Genomic DNA, 17,636 nt, shown 5'->3' with positions numbered 1-17,636 from the left:
GCCGCGCTCTGACGGGGGACGGCGGCTTTCCGGCGATCGTAGCGGCTCTCCACCGCAACTGGGTAAGCCAGGAAGCCGAGTCGGCGGCCGAACAGTGCCTACGGGGTGTGACCTTGTTCTCCAAGAAAACACCCCGTATCCGGACATCTAACCCTGGAATCGATACTCTTCGAGCAGTCGGCGGCCGATGATCATTTTCTGGATCTCGGCGGTGCCTTCACCGATCAGGAGCATCGGCGCCTCGCGGTAGAGGCGCTCGATCTCGTACTCCTTGGAGAAGCCGTATCCGCCGTGGATCCGGAAGGCGTCCTCGACGACCTCCTTGCAGTATTCGGAGGCGAGGTACTTGGCCATCCCTGCTTCCAGGTCGTTTCGTTCGCCCGAGTCCTTTTTGCGTGCAGCGTTCACCATCATGGCATGCGCCGCCTCCACCTTGGTAGCCATCTCCGCGAGCTTGAACTGAATGGCCTGGTGCTGGGCGATCGGTTTGCCGAAAGTGTGACGCTGCTGGGCGTACCGGACGCCGAGCTCGAAGGCACGCTGAGCGACGCCGCAGCCACGCGCCGCCACATTGACGCGGCCGACCTCGACACCGTCCATCATTTGGTAAAAACCTCGGCCGGTGACGCCGCCGAGCACCCGGTCGGCCGGAACGCGCAGGTCGTCCATGATGAGCTCGGTCGTGTCGACGCCCTTGTAGCCCATCTTGTCGATCTTGCCCGGGATGGTCAGTCCGGGGCGGACCTCACCGAAGCCGGGCTCCTTCTCCACCAGGAAGGTCGTCATCGACCTGTGCGGCGCCGCGGCCACCTCCGAAGGGGAGTGGCCTTCGTCACTCTTCACCAGGACGGCCACCAGCGACGACGTGCCGCCGTTCGTCAGCCACATCTTCTGGCCGTTCAGGACGTACGCGTCGCCGTCCCTCACCGCCTTCGAGGAGATCGCGGACACGTCGGAGCCGAGCGCCGGCTCCGACATGGAGAACGCCCCCCGGACGTCGCCGGCCGCCATGCGGGGCAGGAAGTGGTCCTTCTGCTCCTGCGTGCCGTGCTGCTTGAGCATGTACGCCACGATGAAGTGCGTGTTGATGATGCCGGACACCGACATCCAGCCGCGGGCGATCTCCTCCACGCACAGGGCGTAGGTGAGCAGCGACTCGCCCAGGCCCCCGTACTCCTCCGGGATCATCAGCCCGAACAGGCCCAGCTCCCTGAGCCCGTCGACGATGTCCTGCGGGTACTCGTCGCGGTGCTCCAGTTCCGTCGCGACCGGGATGATCTCCTTGTCCACGAAGTCCCGGACGGTGGAGAGGATCTCCCGCTGGACGTCCGTGAGGCCGTGGGTCTGGGCGAGGCGGCTCATCTACTTCCCCTGTTCCTTCAGCTCGGGCCGGCCGGGCTGCTCGCCGCCGCGCTCCTTGGTGTACGTCTCGGTCGGCACCATCACCTTGCGGCGGAAGACGCACACGAGCGTGCCGTCCTGCTTGTAGCCCTTGGTCTCGACGTGCACGATGCCGCGGTCGTTCTTCGACTTCGACGGCCACTTGTCGAGCACGGTGGTCTGGCCGTAGACCGTGTCGCCGTGGAAGGTCGGCGCCACGTGCTTGAGCGACTCGATCTCCAGGTTGGCGATCGCCTTGCCGGAGATGTCCGGGACCGACATGCCCAGCAGGAGGGAGTAGACGTAGTTCCCGACCACGACGTTCCTGCCGAAGTCGGTCGTCTTCTCCGCGTAGTTGGCGTCCATGTGGAGCGGGTGGTGATTCATGGTGAGGAGGCAGAACAGGTGGTCGTCGTACTCCGTGACCGTCTTCCCGGGCCAGTGCTTGTACGTCGCCCCGACCTCGAACTCCTCGTAGGTCCGTCCGAACTGCATCGCCCTCAGCCCTCCGGGATCTCGAACTTGCTGGTGCGTCGCATGCCGGCGGCGCGGCCCTTGCCGGAGACGACCAGGGCCATCTTGCGGCTGGCCTCGTCGATCATCTCGTCGCCGAGCATCGCGGAGCCCTTCTTGCCGCCCGCCTCGGAGGTGTAGTAGTCGTACGCGTCCAGGATCAGCTCGGCGTGGTCGAAGTCCTCCTGCGAGGGCGAGAAGATCTCGTTGGACGCCTCGACCTGGCCCGGGTGCAGCACCCACTTGCCGTCGAAGCCGAGGGCGGCGGCGCGCCGGGCGACCTCGCGGTAGCCGTCGACGTTGCGGATCTGGAGGTAGGGGCCGTCGATCGCCTGGAGGTCGTTGGCGCGGGCGGCCATCAGGATCTTCATCAGGATGTAGTGGTAGGCGTCCGCCGGGTAGCCGGGCGGCTGCTCGCCCACGACCAGCGTCTTCATGTTGATGGACGCCATGAAGTCGGCCGGGCCGAAGATGATGGTCTCGACGCGCGGAGAGGCCTGGGCGATCTCGTTGACGTTGTTCAGGCCCCGCGCGTTCTCGATCTGCGCCTCGATGCCGATCCGGCCGACCTCGAAGCCCATCGTCTTCTCGATCTGGGTCAGGAGGAGGTCGAGCGCGACGACCTGCTGGGCGTCCTGGACCTTCGGCAGCATGATGCAGTCGAGGTTCGGGCCGGCGCCCTCGACGACCGTGACGACGTCGCGGTACGTCCATTCGGTCGTCCAGTCGTTGACCCGCACGACGCGGGTCTTGCCCGTCCAGTCGCCCTCGTTGAGGAACTTCACGATGGTGTGCCGGGCCTCGGGCTTGGCCAGCGGGGCGCACGCGTCCTCCAGGTCGAGGAAGACCTGGTCCGCCGGGAGGCCCTGGGCCTTCTCCAGGAAGCGCGGGTTCGAGCCGGGCACCGCCAGGCAGGAACGCCGGGGGCGAAGGCGGGAGGTGCCGTCCCGCAGGGACGCCGTCAGAGGGTGGTGGGAGACGGGGGGGTGGTTGACGGTCGTCATGCGGGGACCTCCAGGGGGTCGAGCTCGTTCGCTGTGCGGATCTCGTCGACGATGCGGCCGATGATGCCGGTGATGTCGAAGTCCTTCGGGGTGAAGACGGCCGCCACTCCGGCGGCCCGCAACCGTTCGGCGTCACCGTGGGGGATGATGCCACCGGCGATCACCGGAATATCTGTGGCACCGGCCACATGCAGCCGTTCCAGCACGTCCGGCACCAGCTGGGCGTGCGAGCCGGACAGGATGGACAGGCCCACCGCGTGCACGTCCTCCGCGAGAGCGGCGTCCACGATCTGCTCCGGGGTGAGCCGGATGCCCTGGTACACCACCTCGAACCCGGCGTCGCGGGCCCGTACGGCGATCTGCTCGGCACCGTTGGAGTGGCCGTCCAGGCCGGGCTTGCCGACCAGGAAGCGCAGCTTGCCGACGCCGAGGTCCTGCGCCGTCAGTTCCACCTTGCGGCGCACCCGGGCCAGCGCGGTGCCCTCTTCGGCGGTGACCGCGACCGGCGCCGACGAGACACCGGTCGGGGCGCGGAACTCGCCGAACACCTCGCGCAGGGCCCCGGCCCACTCGCCGGTGGTGACACCGGCGCGGGCGCACTCCAGGGTGGCCTCCATGAGGTTGTCGGTGCCCTTGGCGGCCTCCTTCAGCTTCTCCAGCGCCTTGCACGGGCGGGGGTGGTTGAAGGGCGGCTGGTAGCGGGTGTCCCGCCAGTGCTGGAGCGAGGCGATGACACGGGCCTCCACCGCCGGGTCGACCGTCTGGATCGCGGTGTCCAGGTCGGCGGTGAGCGGGTTCGGCTCGGTGCCCTCGAAGGCGTTGACACCGATGATCTTCTCCTCGCCCGTCTCGATCCGGGCCCGGCGCTCGGCGTGCGAGGCGACCAGCTGCGACTTGAGGTAGCCGGACTCGACGGCGGCCATCGCGCCGCCCATCTCCTGGATGCGCTCGATCTCGGCGAGCGACTCGGCGACCAGCTCGTCCACCTTCGCCTCGACCACCTTCGAGCCCTCGAAGAGGTCGCCGTACTCCAGCAGGTCGCTCTCGTACGCCAGCACCTGCTGGATGCGCAGCGACCACTGCTGGTCCCAGGGCCGGGGCAGGCCCAGCGCCTCGTTCCAGGCCGGCAGCTGCACGGCACGCGCGCGCGCGTCCCTGGAGAGGGTGACCGCCAGCATCTCCAGCACGATCCGCTGGACGTTGTTCTCCGGCTGGGCCTCGGTCAGACCGAGGGAGTTGACCTGGACGCCGTAGCGGAAGCGGCGGTGCCTGGGGTTCTCGATGCCGTACCGCTCGCGGGTGAGGCGGTCCCAGATGCGGCCGAAGGCGCGCATCTTGCACATCTCCTCGACGAAGCGGACGCCCGCGTTCACGAAGAAGGAGATGCGGCCGACCACGTCGCCCATGCGCTCCGCGGGCACCTGGCCGCCGTCGCGCACCGCGTCGAGCACGGCGATCGCGGTGGACATCGCGTACGCGATCTCCTGCACCGGCGTGGCGCCCGCTTCCTGCAGGTGGTAGCTGCAGATGTTGATCGGGTTCCACTTCGGGAGGTGGGAGACCGTGTACGCGATCATGTCGGTCGTCAGGCGGAGGGACGGCCCCGGCGGGAAGACGTGCGTCCCCCGGGACAGGTACTCCTTGACGATGTCGTTCTGGGTCGTGCCCTGGAGCTGGGTGATGTCCGCGCCCTGCTCCTCGGCGACGACCTGGTAGAGCGCCAGCAGCCACATGGCCGTGGCGTTGATGGTCATCGAGGTGTTCATCCGCTCCAACGGGATGTCCTGGAACAGCCGGCGCATGTCACCGAGGTGCGCGACCGGCACGCCGACCCGGCCCACCTCGCCGCGGGCGAGGACGTGGTCGGAGTCGTAGCCGGTCTGGGTCGGCAGGTCGAAGGCGACCGACAGACCCGTCTGGCCCTTGGCGAGGTTGCGCCGGTACAGCTCGTTGGACGCCTCGGCCGTGGAGTGACCGGCGTAGGTCCGCATCAGCCACGGCCGGTCCCTTTCCTTCCGCGCCTTCGGCCGGGGGCGCTGTGTGCCGGCGCCGGCCGAAAGCGCGGTCTGACGCTCACTCATGCGGCGCTCCTCAGATGTTCCGGAAGCGGTTGATGGCGTCGACGTGCTGGGCCCGCATCTCCTCGTCGCGCACGCCCAGGCCCTCTTCGGGGGCCAGGCACAGCACGCCGACCTTGCCCTGGTGGAGGTTGCGGTGGACGTCGTACGCCGCCTGGCCGGTGTTCTCCAGCGAGTACACCTTGGAGAGCGTCGGGTGGATCCTGCCCTTGGCGACGAGGCGGTTGGCCTCCCAGGCCTCGCGGTAGTTGGCGAAGTGGGAGCCGATGATGCGCTTCAGGGACATCCACAGGTAGCGGTTGTCGTAGCTGTGCTCGTAGCCGGAGGTCGACGCGCAGGTGACGATGGTGCCGCCCTTGCGCGTGACGTACACGGAGGCGCCGAAGGTCTCGCGGCCCGGGTGCTCGAAGACGATGTCGACGTCCTCGCCGCCGGTGAGCTCGCGGATGCGCTTGCCGAACCGCTTCCACTCGCGCGGGTTCTGGGTGTGCTCGTCCGCCCAGAACCTGTAGTCCTCGGCGCTGCGGTCGATGATCAGCTCGGCGCCCATGCGCCGGCAGATCTCGGCCTTCTGCTCGCTGGAGACGACGCAGATCGGGGTGGCGCCGCCGGCCAGCGCGAACTGGGTGGCGTAGGAGCCGAGACCGCCGCTGGCGCCCCAGATCAGGACGTTGTCGCCCTGCTTCATCTGCGCGCCGTTGCGGGAGACCAGCTGCCGGTACGCGGTGGAGTTGACGAGGCCCGGGGCGGCGGCCTCCTCCCAGCTGAGGTGGCCCGGCTTGGGCATCAGCTGGTTGGACTTGACCAGCGCGATCTCGGCGAGACCGCCGAAATTCGTCTCGAAGCCCCAGATGCGCTGCTCGGGGTCGAGCATCGTGTCGTTGTGGCCGTCGGACGACTCCAGCTCGACGGAGAGGCAGTGCGCGACGACCTCGTCGCCGGGCCGCCAGGCGTTGACGCCGGGGCCGGTGCGCAGGACGACGCCGGCCAGGTCGGAGCCGATGACGTGGTAGGGCAGGTCGTGGCGCTTGGTGAGTTCGCTGACCTTGCCGTAGCGCTCCAGGAAGCCGAAGGTCGACAGCGGCTCGAAGATGGAGGTCCACACCGAGTTGTAGTTGACCGAGGAGGCCATGACGGCCACCAGGGCCTCGCCGGGGCCCAGCTCGGGCACCGGCACCTCGTCCAGGTGGATCGACTTGCGGGGGTCCTTGTCGCGGGTCTCGAGACCCGCGAACATCTCCGTCTCGTCCTTGTGCACGGTGATCGCGCGGTACGACTCGGGGAGGGGCAGCGCGGCGATGTCGGCCGGCGTGGATTCGGGCGACTGGATCGCGTCCAGGATGTCCTTCACGGTCACGGTGTTGCCTCCGGCGGTGAGCGCCCTGAGGGAGGGGCGCTGAGGGGTACGGCGGTGCTGCTGAGGGTGGGATGAGGGAGGGCCGTCGGTTCGGCGGTGGTGCTGTGCGGCGGCGCTTTGTGGCGCGGAGGGTGCCTGTGACGCAGGCGTCGGGCACGCAGGCGATGGCTTGCGGGGACAGCCCGGACACCTTCAACGTATGACACCGCGTGTCACCCCGCAAGGCACTGGGTGCCAGAAATTGCTCTCAGATGAAAGCTTTACCCGACAGATGAGCGATGATCGATCGAACGGAGCCGGGGGAACCGGGAAAGAGAGGCCGGGAGAACCGGGAAAAGGGGCGGCGGCATGCAAGAACGGCCACCCGTCGGGTGGCCGTCGTCACAGGTGGGAAGGTCGGGTCAGCGCTCCTTGAGCGCCTGTTCGATGGTGCGCATCACCTCGTGCAGCGGCGCGTCGGTGCGGGCGACCGTCACCAGCACCTCGCCCTGCACGGAGGCCGAGGAGGCGGCCGGCCGCGCGGCGGAGGCCGTGGAGCGACCGGCCCCGATGCCCGTGCCGAACGTCTTGCGCACGATCGCGAAGGCGTGGTCGAGCTGGGTCTCCACGTCGCCCTGACCGCCCGCCCGCAGCCAGCGCCGCAGCACGTGGTTGTGGGCGGTGACCACGGCGGACGCGGCGACTTCCGCCAGCAGCGGGTCGTCGTTGGCGTCGTCGTCGTGCGCGTGCTCGTCGAAGTGGCCGAGCAGGTAGCGGGTGAAGAGACGTTCGTAGCGGGCCACCGACGCGATCTCCGCCTCGCGCAGGGTGGGCACCTCGCGCGTCAGCTTGTAGCGGGCGACCGAGATCTCCGGCTGGGCCGCGTACATCTTCATGACTTCCTTGATGCCGCGGCACACCGTGTCGAGCGGGTGCTCGTGCGCGGGCGCCGCGTTGAGCACCGCCTCGGCGCGGACCAGGGTGTCGTCGTGGTCCGGGAAGATCGCCTCTTCCTTGGAGCGGAAGTGACGGAAGAAGGTGCGGCGCGCGACCCCGGCCTGGGCCGCGATCTCGTCGACGGTGGTCGCCTCGTACCCCTTGGTCGCGAACAGCTCCATGGCCGCCGCCGCCAGCTCCCGGCGCATTTTGAGCCGCTGGGCGGCGGCCCGGCTGCCGGCCGCGCTCTCCGGCGCGTCGGGCGTGGCGGGTGTACGTGAGGACTTGGCGGGCTGGGACATGACCCGAACGTACTGCATGTTCGCGCCATCATGCGCGTGACCGGGGATTCCCCCGCCCGCGCGGGGCGGGGGAGACCCGGCGGGACCGAGCAGTCCGCCCCAGTCCTCCTCGGACCGGAACCAGTCGCCCGGTCGCTCAGCGGCGGGCATGTTCGCGGAAGCCGCGGCCCGTCTTGCGGCCGAGGCAGCCCGCGGCCACCAGGTGTTCCAGCAGGGGGGCCGGGGCCAGGCCCGGGTCGCGGAACTCGCGGTGCAGCACCTTCTCGATGGCGAGCGAGACGTCCAGCCCGACCACGTCCAGCAGCTCGAAGGGACCCATCGGGTACCCGCCGCCCAGCTTCATCGCCGCGTCGATGTCGTCGAGCGTCGCGTAGTGCTCCTGGACCATCTTCACCGCGTTGTTGAGGTACGGGAACAGCAGCGCGTTCACGATGAAACCGGCCCGGTCGCCGCAGTCCACCGCGTGCTTGCGGACCTTGCCGCAGACCTCCCGGACGGTGGCGTGCACGTCGTCCGCCGTCAGCACCGTGCGGACCACCTCGACCAGCTTCATCGCCGGCGCGGGGTTGAAGAAGTGCATGCCGATGACGTCCTGCGGGCGCGAGGTGGCGCGGGCGCAGGCGACGACGGACAGGGAGGAGGTGGTGGTGGCGAGGACCGCGCCGGGCCTGCAGACCTTGTCCAGCGTGGCGAAGAGCTGCCGCTTGACCTCCAGGTCCTCGGCGACCGCCTCCACGGCCAGATCGACGCCGGCGAAGTCGTCGTACGTCCCCGTCGGCGTGATCCGCTCCAGCGCCCGCGCGGCGGCCTCCGCGGTCAGCCGCCCCTTGTCCACGCCGCGCGCCAGCGACCTGCCGACGCGGGCCTTGGCGGTCTCGGCCTTCTCCGCGCTGCGGGCGGCGAGCACGACCTCGTACCCGGCCTTGGCGAAGACCTCGGCGATGCCGGACGCCATGGTGCCCGAACCGGCGACGCCCACCGCCCGCACGGGACGGCCGGGGACCGGGACGTCGTCCGCGCGTGGCGTGAGGGAGTCCTCCACGACCGTCGCGCTGCCCGGCGCCTCGTAGGTGTAGAAGCCGCGCCCGGCCTTGCGGCCCGTCAGGCCCGCCTCGCTGAGCTGCCCGAGGACGGGCGCCGGGGCGTGCAGACGGTCGTGGGAGGCGGCGTACATGGCCTCCAGGACCGTGCGCGCCGTGTCCACGCCGATCAGGTCCAGCAGGGCCAGCGGGCCCATGGGCAGACCGCAGCCGAGCCGCATCGCCGCGTCGATGTCCTCGCGTGAGGCGTACTTCGCCTCGTACATCGCCGCGGCCTGGTTGAGGTAGCCGAAGAGCAGCCCGTCGGCGACGAACCCGGGCCGGTCGCCGACCGCGACCGGCTCCTTGCCGAGGGCCAGGGCGAGGTCGGTGACCGCCGTGACCGCGGCCGGCGCGGTCAGCACGGAGGAGACGACCTCCACCAGCTTCATCGCCGGGGCCGGGTTGAAGAAGTGCAGGCCGAGCACCCGCTCCGGGCGCAACGAGTCGGCGGCCAGCCGCGTGACGGACAGGGCGTTGGTGCCGGTCGCCAGGATCGTGCCGGGGCGCACGATGCCGTCCAGCTCCCGGAATATCTGCTGCTTGACCTCGTACGACTCCGGGGCCACCTCGATCACCAGGTCGGCGTCGGCCGCCGTACGCAGGTCGGTGGAGGTGCGGAGGCGGGCCAGGACGTCGGCGCGCTCCCGCGCGGTGAGGCGTCCGCGCTCGACGGCACGGGCGGTGGAGGTCTCCAGCGCGGTGACGGCCGTCGCGGCCTGCGCCTCGCTGATGTCGATGCCGACGACGTCACGTCCGGCCCTGGCGAGTACTTCGGCGATGCCGGTGCCCATCGTGCCGAGGCCGACGACGGCGATGGTCCGGAGCGGGGACAGAGGGGTGTCGGACAGGGGAGTGGCCATCGCGGGACTCCAGGAATGAGGGTGACGACGGGAAGCGCGCCCGGGTGCGCCGAGCGGCGCACCGGGTGCGTGAGGTGAGGAGTGCGGGTGGTGCCGGGCTGGCTGGCGCACACGCCCGGTGCCGTCGCTCGGGGCGCGCACACGCCCGCGCGGCGGTGGTGTCCGACCGGCCCTGTCCCGGGGCCGGGTCGTACCGCGGCACCCAGTACCGCGGGTACCGAACCGACTTGCTCCGCTCTCACGGCGGCCGCGTCACCAGACCGCCGGGAGGAGTGCCGCGAGTGGGTAACTCGCTCGTCTGAGCTTAACTCGCGAGTAACGAGCGCGCCAGCCCCCGGTGTTCGTGATGTACGTCCCACGCGCGCGGGGACGCGCCTAACCTCGGTGTCATGGACGAAGAGTCGCGCTCGCTCACGGAGCGCTTACGGGCCGAGTCGAACGCGTCGGGCGCACCCGGCGCCCGGGCGGAGTACGACCGTCTCGTGGAGACCGGGGACCACGACGAGCTGGCCGCGGTGCTCACGGCGCCCGGACAGCCGCTGTGGGCCCGCGAACTCGCCGCGTTCCGGCTGGGGGTGGCGGGGGACCGGCGGGCCTTCGAGTCCCTCGTGCTGCTGCTGAACCACCGCGACCCGCCGCGCTGCGCCTCCGCCGCCCACGCCCTCGCCCGTCTCGGCGACCCCCGCACCGCCCGCGCCGCCGCCGCCCTCGCCACCAACGAACTGCGCGTCGCCTACGCCCTGTACCCGGTGCGGCTGCTGGTCGAGCTGCGGGCCCCCGAGTCCGTGCCCGCGCTGATCACCACACTGGAGCGCCGACTGCGCCCGCACGACCCGTACCGGCGCGTGGCCCTCGCCTGCGTCGAGGGGCTCGGCTCGCTGGGTGACGGCCGGGCCGCGCCCGTCCTGAACGACGCCCTGGCCCACCCGGCGCTGGCCGAGGCGGCGGTGCGGGCGCTGGCGCGGATCCCGCGGCAGCGGTGAGCCGGCGCCCGCCTCCTCAGCCGGTCAGCGCTCTCGCGTACCGCACCTCGGGCACGCTCACCCCGTCCACCTCGGACGCCTCCTCGGCGCCGTCGGCGGCGAAACCCGCGCGCTCGTAGAAGCGCCGGGCGCGGGCGTTGCCCCTGAGGACCCACAGGAGCATGCGCCCGTGCCCGGCGGCGGAGCACCGGCGTACCGACTCCTGGAGCAGGGCCCGCCCGACGCCGGTGCCGAGACGACCGGTGTCGACGTACATCGCGTACAACTCGGCGTCCTCGGTGAGCTGTCCGCCGTCCCGGTAGGGGCCGTGGCAGGCCCAGCCGACGACTTCGCCGGCACCGACCTCCGCGACCAGGTTCACCACGCCGGCCGGAGCCCGGGTGAAGGAGGCGCGGCGCCGCTCGGCGTCCTCGGTGACTCCGAGCCCGTCGAGGTACGGCTGCGGCATCAGTCCCCGGTACGCCGACTGCCAGCCCCGGACGCGGATCTCGGACACACGGTCGCAGTCGGCGAGCGTCATCTCCCGCACCACCGGACCGCTCACGGGGCGACCACCGCGAACGCCTCGATCTCCATCAGGAACTCCGGCCGGACGAGCCCGGCGACCCGCACCGCCGAGGCGGCGGGGAGCCGGTCGTCGGGTATGTGCTCGGCGCGGGCCGCGCGGATCGCGGGCATGTGGGCCATGTCCGTGACGAAGAAGGTCAGCTTCACCACGTCGTCGAAGGTCGCTCCGGCCGCCGCGAGGCAGCGGCGCAGGTTCTCGAAGACCTGGCGGGCCTGCGCCGCCGGGTCGCCCTCGCCGACCAGCCCGCCGTCCTCGTCCAGGGCGAGCTGACCGGAGACGGCCACGAACCGTCCGGAGCCGAGGACGACATGGGAGTACTGGGCGGCGGGCGCGACACCGTCGGGGGCGGGAATCCTGGTCAGCTCGTTCATGCGTCCATCGTGGACCACGGGACTGACAACGCCCCCGACGGGGTCTTCCGGGAAGGGGCTACCCCCGGCGGCCGATCAGTCCGTGCAGTGTCGAGCCGCGCGAGGACGTCGACGCCGCCTTGGACCGCAGCGGTTCCGGGCCGGGGAGCGCCGCGCACACCGCGTCCGCCTCGCCGTCGCCGCGCGGCACCGTGCCGTCGGCCAGGTACGCGGCCAGGTGCTGGTCGAGGCAGGTGTTGCCGCTCAGCGTGATGCCGTGGTTCCCGCCGCCCTCCTCGACCACCAGGCGGGATCCGCGCAGCAACCGGTGCATCGTGACGCCGCCCTCGTACGGGGTGGCCGCGTCGCCGGTCGCCTGGAAGAGCAGGGCCGGCGGCAGATCGCCGTTGGTGACGTCCACCGGTTGCCGCGGGGCCGTGGGCCAGAACGCGCACGGTGCGTTGTACCAGGCGTTGTTCCAGGCCATGAACGGCGCCTTCCCGTACACGTCCCAGTTGTCGTCGCGCCAGGCGTTCCAGTCGCGCGGCCAGCCGGCGTCGCGGCACTGGACCGCGGTGTAGACGCTGTACGCGTTGTCGCCGGCGGCGTCCACGGCACCGAAGTTCTCGTAGGCCTCGACGAGCGGGCCGGTGTCCTGGTCGTTCGCGTACGCCGCGAACGCCTCCGCCAGGTAGGGCCAGTAGCCGTTGTAGTAACCGCCGGGGATGAAGGTGTCCTCGAGCTCGGAGGCGCCGACCCTCCCCTCGGCCGGCTGCCTCGCCAGCGCGCTCCGCATGGCGTACCACCGGGCCTCGACCCGCTCCGGGTCGCTGCCCAGCCGGTAGGTCGCGTCGTGCCGCGCGACCCACGCCAGGAAGGCGCGGTGACGGTCGTTGAAGGCGTGGTCCTGGCCGATGTTGGCGTCGTACCAGACGTCGGTCGGGTCGACGACGGAGTCCAGGACCAGGCGCCGCACCCGGTCCGGGTGGAGCTTGGCGTAGACGGCGCCCAGGTAGGTGCCGTACGAGTAGCCGAAGTAGTTGATCTTCTCGCTGCCGAGCGCCCTGCGGAGGGCCTCCACGTCCTTGGCGGCGCTGACCGTGTCGATGTACGGCAGCAGGTCCGCGTACTTCTTGCCGCAGGCTTCGGCGAAGGTCCTGGCCCGCGTGACGTTGGCCTTCTCGACGGCCGGGGCGGCCGGCACGGTGTCGGGGCGCACCGGGGAGAAGTGGCCCGGCCGGCAGTCCAGGGAGGGCTCGCTCTCGCCGACGCCCCGCGGGTCGAAGCCGATGACGTCGTACTGGGCGGCCACCTCCTTGGGCAGCGAGGACGCCACGAACCCGGCGAGCGTCAGCCCGCTGCCGCCGGGGCCGCCGGGGTTGACCAGCAAGGGCCCCTGGTACGTCCGCGCGGTGTGCGGGATGCGCGACAGCGCCAGCGTGATCCGCCTGCCGCTCGGGCGGGCGTGGTCCAGCGGTACCTCGAGGGACGCGCACTGGAGCGTCGGGTAGTCGTCGGTGCCGCACTTCTTCCAGCTGGGTTTCGCGGCGTGCGAGGTGCCCGCGGGATGCGGTGCGCTCGCCTCGGCGGGGACGGCCGTGACGGCCCCGGCGGCGATGACGGCGGCACCGCACAGCACGGCTGCGCGTTGTCTCATGGAGTCCTTCCAGGACGGAGGGGGCGATGGTCCGCGTGGGTCGCGGTCCTCGCCGCATCGTCCCGGGGAGCGTCCTCGAATGAACGCATTGAGTCCGTGTTTGACCCGATTGGATCGTGGGATGCCCTCGAACGCTCTCAGATGAGGGAAAGCTGAACCGGTCCGGATGCCGTCGGCCCGGCCGTCCCGTGCCGCTCCGGCTCGCCGCCCCTCCGCGGCATCCCCGCGCGCGTGGGGCCGATGCCGTACTCCCGGGCCAGGTCGTGCACCTGACGCGTGATCCGGCGCTGGTACCACGTCGGGGCGTAGGCGCCCTCCGCGTACAGCCGCTCGTAGCGGCGCACCAGATGGGGGTGGTGCCTCCCGAGCCAGGCCATGAACCACTCCCTGGCGCCCGGCCGCAGATGCAGCACGAGCGGGGTCACCGAGGTGGCGCCGGCGGCGGCCACAGCCCGTACCGTCTCGCGCAGTTGGGCCGGTTCGTCGCTCAGGAACGGAATGACCGGCGCCATCAGCACGCCGCACCCGATGCCGTGCTCTCCAAGGGTCCGTACGACCTCCAGGCGGCGCTCCGGGGCGGGTGTCCCCGGCTCCACGGTGCGCCACAGCCCGGGGTCGGTGAAGCCGACCGAGACGGAGATCCCCACGTCGGTCACCCGCGCCGCCCGCGTGAGCAGCTCCAGGTCGCGCAGGATCAGCGTGCCCTTGGTGAGGATCGAGAAGGGGTTCGCGTGCTCGGTCAGCGCCGTGATGATGCCCGGCATCAGCCGGTAGCGGCCCTCCGCGCGCTGGAAGCAGTCGACGTTGGTGCCCATCGCGACGTGCTCGCCCCGCCAGCGGGGCGAGGCCAGCTGGCGGCGCAGCAGCTCGGGCGCGTTCACCTTGACGACGATCTGGGAGTCGAAGCCGAGTCCCGTGTCGAGGTCCAGATAGCCGTGCGTCTTCCTGGCGAAGCAGTAGACGCACGCGTGTGTGCAGCCCCGGTACGGATTGACCGTCCACTCGAACGGCATGCGCGAGGCGCCCGGCACCCGGTTGAGGATCGAGCGGGCCCGCACCTCGTGGAAGGTGATGCCGCGGAACTCGGGCGAGTCGAAGGTGCGGGTGGTCACCGCGTCCGCGCCGAACAGCGCGGGGTCTGCGGCTCGGGCGTGGTCGGTGTCCGTGAGGTTGTCCCAGCGCATTGACGCCTCCTCGGTAGTGCTCGGCCCACACAATAGAACACTTGTTCCCTTGATCGTGTGCGTGTGGCTCCCGGCGCCCCGCCCGACCGCTCGCGGGGCGGCTTCGCGCCCCCCGATTTGGCGGCCGGGCAGCGGGGTGGTTGGCTTGCCCCGACCCCGAGAAACAGGCCCTGGAGGGACCCGATGGCGCAGGTCGAGTCGACGACGGAGCGGATCGTCGCGGCGGACGCGGAGACGGTGTTCGACACGCTCGCCGACTACAGCGGCACGCGCGCGAAGCTGCTGCCCGAGCAGTTCAGCGAGTACGAGGTCCGCGAGGGCGGCGACGGCGAGGGCACCCTGGTGCACTGGAAGCTCCAGGCCACCAGCAAGCGCATCCGTGACTGCCTGCTGGAGGTCACCGAGCCGGCCGACGGCGACCTCGTCGAGAAGGACCGCAACTCCTCCATGGTCACCACCTGGCGGGTCACCCCGGCCGGCGAGGGCAGGTCCCGCGTCGTGGTCACCACCACCTGGCAGGGGGCCGGCGGCGTCGGCGGCTTCTTCGAGAAGACCTTCGCGCCCAAGGGGCTCGCCCGGATCTACGACGCGGTGCTCGCCAGGCTCGCCGCCGAGGTCGAGAAGTAGCCAAAAGGCAGCTTTCCGGGGGGTGTTGAGGCTCTCACCGGTTCGAGTGATCTCCATGAGATCTGACCGTGTGCCGTAACTCGTCGCACTTGTTCCTAGTTGTCGCCGCAGGTGGCAATGGTGAGCAGGTGTGACGAGGGGAGCGGCACGTGGGCGGGATCACTCTGGTGCAGGTCGAACGGGCCGTCGCACCTCCTGCGCCTCCAGAGGCCCCCGCGCCCGAGCCGGCGCCGGACGCGGGGCTGAGCCCGCGCCGGGTGCGGCTGGTCTTCGTCGGGCTGATGCTGGCGCTGCTGCTCGCCGCTCTGGAGCAGATGATCGTCGCCACGGCGCTGCCGAAGATCGTCGGCGAGCTGCACGGCCTGGAGAAGATGTCTTGGGCGATCACCGCCTACCTGCTCACCTCCACCGTCGGACTGCCGATCTACGGCAAGCTCGGTGACCTCTACGGGCGCAAGGGCGTCTTCCAGTTCGCCATCCTGGTGTTCGTCGTCGGCTCGGCACTCGCCGGGCGGGCGCAGACCATGGACCAGCTGATCGTCTTCCGCGCCGTGCAGGGCGTCGGTGCGGGCGGCCTGATGATCGGCGTACAGGCGATCATGGCGGACATCGTGCCGCCCCGCCGGCGCGGCCGGTTCATGGGCCTGATCGGCGCCGCCTTCGGACTCGCCTCGGTCGCCGGGCCCCTGCTGGGCGGCTACTTCACCGACCACCTCTCCTGGCGCTGGTGCTTCTACGTCAACGTGCCCTTCGGCCTGATCACCATGGTCGTCGTCGCGGTCGTACTGAAGCTGCCCAAGCCGCGGGTCCGGCCCCGCCTCGACGTCCTCGGAGCCCTGCTGCTCGCCGCCGCCTCCACCTGCCTGGTGCTGCTCACCAGCTGGGGCGGCACCGAGTACGCCTGGGACTCCCGGGTCGTCCTCGGCCTCGGCGCCGGAGCCGTCGCGGCCACCGTCCTCTTCCTGGTCGCCGAGCGCTTCGCGCCCGAACCGCTGATCCCGCTCCGGCTGTTCCGGGACTCCGTCTTCAACGTCACCGGCCTGGTGGGCCTCGTCGTCGGCGTCGCCCTGTTCGGCGCCGCCAGTTACCTGCCGACCTTCCTGCAGATGGTCGACGGCGCCACCGCCACCGAGTCCGGCCTGCTGATGCTGCCGATGATGGGCGGCATCGTGGGCGCCTCGGTCATCTCCGGACAGCTCATCAGCCGCACCGGGCACTACCGCGCCCACCCGATCATCGGCGGGGCGCTGTCCGTCGTCGGCATGTGGCTGCTCTCCCGCCTCGACACCGACACGCCCCGGCTGCACTACAGCATCTGGATGGCCCTGCTCGGCGCCGGCATCGGCATGGTGATGCCGGTCCTGGTCCTCGCCGTGCAGAACTCCGTGCGCCCCTCCGACCTGGGCACCGCCACCAGCGCCAACAACTACTTCCGTCAGATCGGCGGCAGCGTCGGCGCGGCCGTCTTCGGCACGCTCTTCGCCGGCCGGCTCGCCGACTCCCTGGCCGGCCGGCTCCCCGCCGAGGCGGGCGCCGGGCTGCCCGACGCCGAGGCCGTCACCCCCCAACTCGTCCACTCCCTGCCCCCGGCGCTGCGCGACGCCTACATCGGGGCGTACGCCGACGCCATGCCACGGATCTTCCTCTACCTGGTGCCGGTGCTCGTCCTCGGGCTGCTCATCGCCTTCTTCCTCAAGGAGAAACCCCTGGTGTCCCACAACGCCCCCGTCACCGAGCCGGAGACCGCACAGCACACCCCCCACGTCCCGCACGCCCGCTCGCCCTACGCCGCCGGCATCCCGGTCTGCGGCACGGTGCAGCACCCCGACGGCACCGTCGTGCCCCGCGCGGCCCTCACCCTCATCGACATCGGCGGTCAGCAGATCGGCCGGGGCGCCAGCGGCGACGACGGCCGCTACGCGCTGGCCACGCCGGGCGCGGGTTCGTACGTCCTGATCGCCGCGGCCGGCGGTCACCAGCCGCAGGCGGTCTCCGTGACCGTCGGCGAGCGCCCGGTCGAACTGGACGTGGTCCTCGGCGGCGCCGGCCGCCTCGCCGGCAGCGTCGTCACCGCGGACGGCAGCCCGGTACGCGACGCGACCGTGACGCTCACCAACGTCCACGGCGAGGTCGTCGCCGCCACCCGCAGCGGCCGGGAGGGCGGCTACGTCTTCACGGAACTGGTGGCCGGCGAGTACACCCTCGCCGCCAGCGCCCCCGCCTTCCGTCCGGCCGCACTGCCCGTCAGTGTCCAGGCCGCCCGGGAAACCCGCCAGGACGTCGAGCTGGCCGGTGGCGCCGTGCTGCGCGGCACCGTGCGCGCCACCGGCGGGCGGGCCGTGGAGGACGCGCGGGTGACGCTGCTCGACGCGGCGGGCAACGTGGTGGACACGCTGACCACCGGGCCGGACGGCACCTTCCGGTTCGTCGACCTGTCGTCCGGCGAGTACACCGTCATCGCCGCCGGCTACCCGCCCGTCGCCACCGTGCTCCAGGTGGCCGGCGGCGGCCGCACAGAGCGCGACCTCCAACTCGGGCACGAGGACTGAGGCCGGTCGGTGACCAGGTGTCGCGCCGGTGGGCCGTGGGGAGGGAGGGCCCGTGCCACGCACCGCGGCGCCGTGGGGGAGGCCCGGCGTCGGAACCGGCCGCGGGCCGCGGCCGGTCGGCGCCCTCTCCCGCGGACGGGGCGTGAGCCGTACGTAGGCCGGCACGACCCTCCTGTTCGAACTGATGACGCCCCGTCGCAGAGCCGCGCCGCACCGCCGGGGTGTGT

General features: G+C 71.3%; 14 protein-coding genes. 3 read left to right on the top strand and 11 right to left on the bottom strand.

Going from position 1 to position 17,636, the window contains the following annotated elements:
* Window positions 1-147: 147 nt before the first annotated feature.
* The 7 genes from KUM32_RS01700 to KUM32_RS01670 form a co-directional block, all read right to left on the bottom strand.
* Window positions 148-1,362 (bottom strand): acyl-CoA dehydrogenase family protein, encoded by a 1,215-nt coding sequence (locus KUM32_RS01700; protein ID WP_217139936.1) that lies wholly within the window; start codon window positions 1,360-1,362, stop codon window positions 148-150.
* Complete coding sequence (locus tag KUM32_RS01695) at window positions 1,363-1,875, bottom strand: MaoC family dehydratase (protein ID WP_217139935.1); 513 nt, start codon at window positions 1,873-1,875, stop codon at window positions 1,363-1,365.
* A gap of 5 nt (window positions 1,876-1,880) precedes the next feature.
* Window positions 1,881-2,897 (bottom strand): CoA ester lyase, encoded by a 1,017-nt coding sequence (locus KUM32_RS01690; protein WP_254404888.1) that lies wholly within the window; start codon window positions 2,895-2,897, stop codon window positions 1,881-1,883.
* Window positions 2,894-4,888, bottom strand: coding sequence for a protein meaA (locus tag KUM32_RS01685; protein ID WP_217139976.1), 1,995 nt, complete (start codon window positions 4,886-4,888; stop codon window positions 2,894-2,896). The genes KUM32_RS01690 and KUM32_RS01685 overlap by 4 nt, the downstream gene beginning before the upstream one ends.
* Before the next feature lie 100 nt (window positions 4,889-4,988).
* Window positions 4,989-6,326, bottom strand: coding sequence for a crotonyl-CoA carboxylase/reductase (gene ccrA / locus KUM32_RS01680; protein ID WP_217139975.1), 1,338 nt, complete (start codon window positions 6,324-6,326; stop codon window positions 4,989-4,991).
* Between the two features lie 407 nt (window positions 6,327-6,733).
* Window positions 6,734-7,549, bottom strand: a complete 816-nt coding sequence (locus KUM32_RS01675) for a TetR family transcriptional regulator (protein ID WP_217139934.1) — start codon at window positions 7,547-7,549, stop codon at window positions 6,734-6,736.
* A 136-nt stretch (window positions 7,550-7,685) separates the two neighbouring features.
* On the bottom strand, window positions 7,686-9,491 hold the full coding sequence (locus KUM32_RS01670) for a 3-hydroxyacyl-CoA dehydrogenase family protein (RefSeq protein ID WP_217139933.1): 1,806 nt from the start codon (window positions 9,489-9,491) through the stop codon (window positions 7,686-7,688).
* A 389-nt stretch (window positions 9,492-9,880) separates the two neighbouring features.
* Here KUM32_RS01670 and KUM32_RS01665 point away from each other — a divergent pair, with 389 nt between their 5' ends.
* The gene (locus KUM32_RS01665; protein ID WP_217139932.1) at window positions 9,881-10,474 is read left to right on the top strand and encodes an adenylosuccinate lyase; all 594 of its coding nucleotides are present in this window, start codon (window positions 9,881-9,883) and stop codon (window positions 10,472-10,474) included.
* 16 nt (window positions 10,475-10,490) lie between these two features.
* Here KUM32_RS01665 and KUM32_RS01660 read toward each other — a convergent pair whose 3' ends face one another.
* The 4 genes from KUM32_RS01660 to KUM32_RS01645 all read right to left on the bottom strand — a co-directional run bounded on the left by KUM32_RS01660 (window position 10,491) and on the right by KUM32_RS01645 (window position 14,233).
* Entirely contained in the window at window positions 10,491-11,018 is a 528-nt protein-coding gene (locus KUM32_RS01660) for an N-acetyltransferase family protein (protein WP_374227473.1), read from the bottom strand.
* Window positions 11,015-11,413 (bottom strand): RidA family protein, encoded by a 399-nt coding sequence (locus tag KUM32_RS01655; protein ID WP_217139931.1) that lies wholly within the window; start codon window positions 11,411-11,413, stop codon window positions 11,015-11,017. The genes KUM32_RS01660 and KUM32_RS01655 overlap by 4 nt, the downstream gene beginning before the upstream one ends.
* Before the next feature lie 58 nt (window positions 11,414-11,471).
* Entirely contained in the window at window positions 11,472-13,049 is a 1,578-nt protein-coding gene (locus KUM32_RS01650; protein WP_217139930.1) for an alpha/beta hydrolase, read from the bottom strand.
* A gap of 137 nt (window positions 13,050-13,186) precedes the next feature.
* Window positions 13,187-14,233 carry an Rv2578c family radical SAM protein gene (locus KUM32_RS01645; protein ID WP_217139929.1) on the bottom strand — a complete coding sequence of 349 codons (1,047 nt, stop codon included), beginning with the start codon at window positions 14,231-14,233 and terminating at the stop codon, window positions 13,187-13,189.
* A 183-nt stretch (window positions 14,234-14,416) separates the two neighbouring features.
* Here KUM32_RS01645 and KUM32_RS01640 point away from each other — a divergent pair, with 183 nt between their 5' ends.
* Window positions 14,417-14,860, top strand: a complete 444-nt coding sequence (locus tag KUM32_RS01640; RefSeq protein ID WP_217139928.1) for an SRPBCC family protein — start codon at window positions 14,417-14,419, stop codon at window positions 14,858-14,860.
* Between the two features lie 149 nt (window positions 14,861-15,009).
* Window positions 15,010-17,409, top strand: a complete 2,400-nt coding sequence (locus KUM32_RS01635) for an MFS transporter (RefSeq protein WP_217139927.1) — start codon at window positions 15,010-15,012, stop codon at window positions 17,407-17,409.
* The last annotated feature ends 227 nt before the right edge of the window (window positions 17,410-17,636 follow it).

The organism is Streptomyces sp. AC627_RSS907 (assembly GCF_019049165.1).
This window is presented reverse-complemented; position numbering and strand designations above follow the sequence as displayed.

Coding starts and splice junctions, on each gene's coding strand:
- KUM32_RS01700 (WP_217139936.1), bottom strand. CDS start 1,362: ATGAGCCGCCTCGCCCAGACCCACGGCCTCACGGACGTCCAGCGGGAG.
- KUM32_RS01695 (WP_217139935.1), bottom strand. CDS start 1,875: ATGCAGTTCGGACGGACCTACGAGGAGTTCGAGGTCGGGGCGACGTAC.
- KUM32_RS01690 (WP_254404888.1), bottom strand. CDS start 2,897: ATGACGACCGTCAACCACCCCCCCGTCTCCCACCACCCTCTGACGGCG.
- KUM32_RS01685 (WP_217139976.1), bottom strand. CDS start 4,888: ATGCGGACCTACGCCGGTCACTCCACGGCCGAGGCGTCCAACGAGCTG.
- KUM32_RS01675 (WP_217139934.1), bottom strand. CDS start 7,549: ATGTCCCAGCCCGCCAAGTCCTCACGTACACCCGCCACGCCCGACGCG.
- KUM32_RS01670 (WP_217139933.1), bottom strand. CDS start 9,491: ATGGCCACTCCCCTGTCCGACACCCCTCTGTCCCCGCTCCGGACCATC.
- KUM32_RS01665 (WP_217139932.1), top strand. CDS start 9,881: ATGGACGAAGAGTCGCGCTCGCTCACGGAGCGCTTACGGGCCGAGTCG.
- KUM32_RS01655 (WP_217139931.1), bottom strand. CDS start 11,413: ATGAACGAGCTGACCAGGATTCCCGCCCCCGACGGTGTCGCGCCCGCC.
- KUM32_RS01650 (WP_217139930.1), bottom strand. CDS start 13,049: ATGAGACAACGCGCAGCCGTGCTGTGCGGTGCCGCCGTCATCGCCGCC.
- KUM32_RS01645 (WP_217139929.1), bottom strand. CDS start 14,233: ATGCGCTGGGACAACCTCACGGACACCGACCACGCCCGAGCCGCAGAC.
- KUM32_RS01640 (WP_217139928.1), top strand. CDS start 14,417: ATGGCGCAGGTCGAGTCGACGACGGAGCGGATCGTCGCGGCGGACGCG.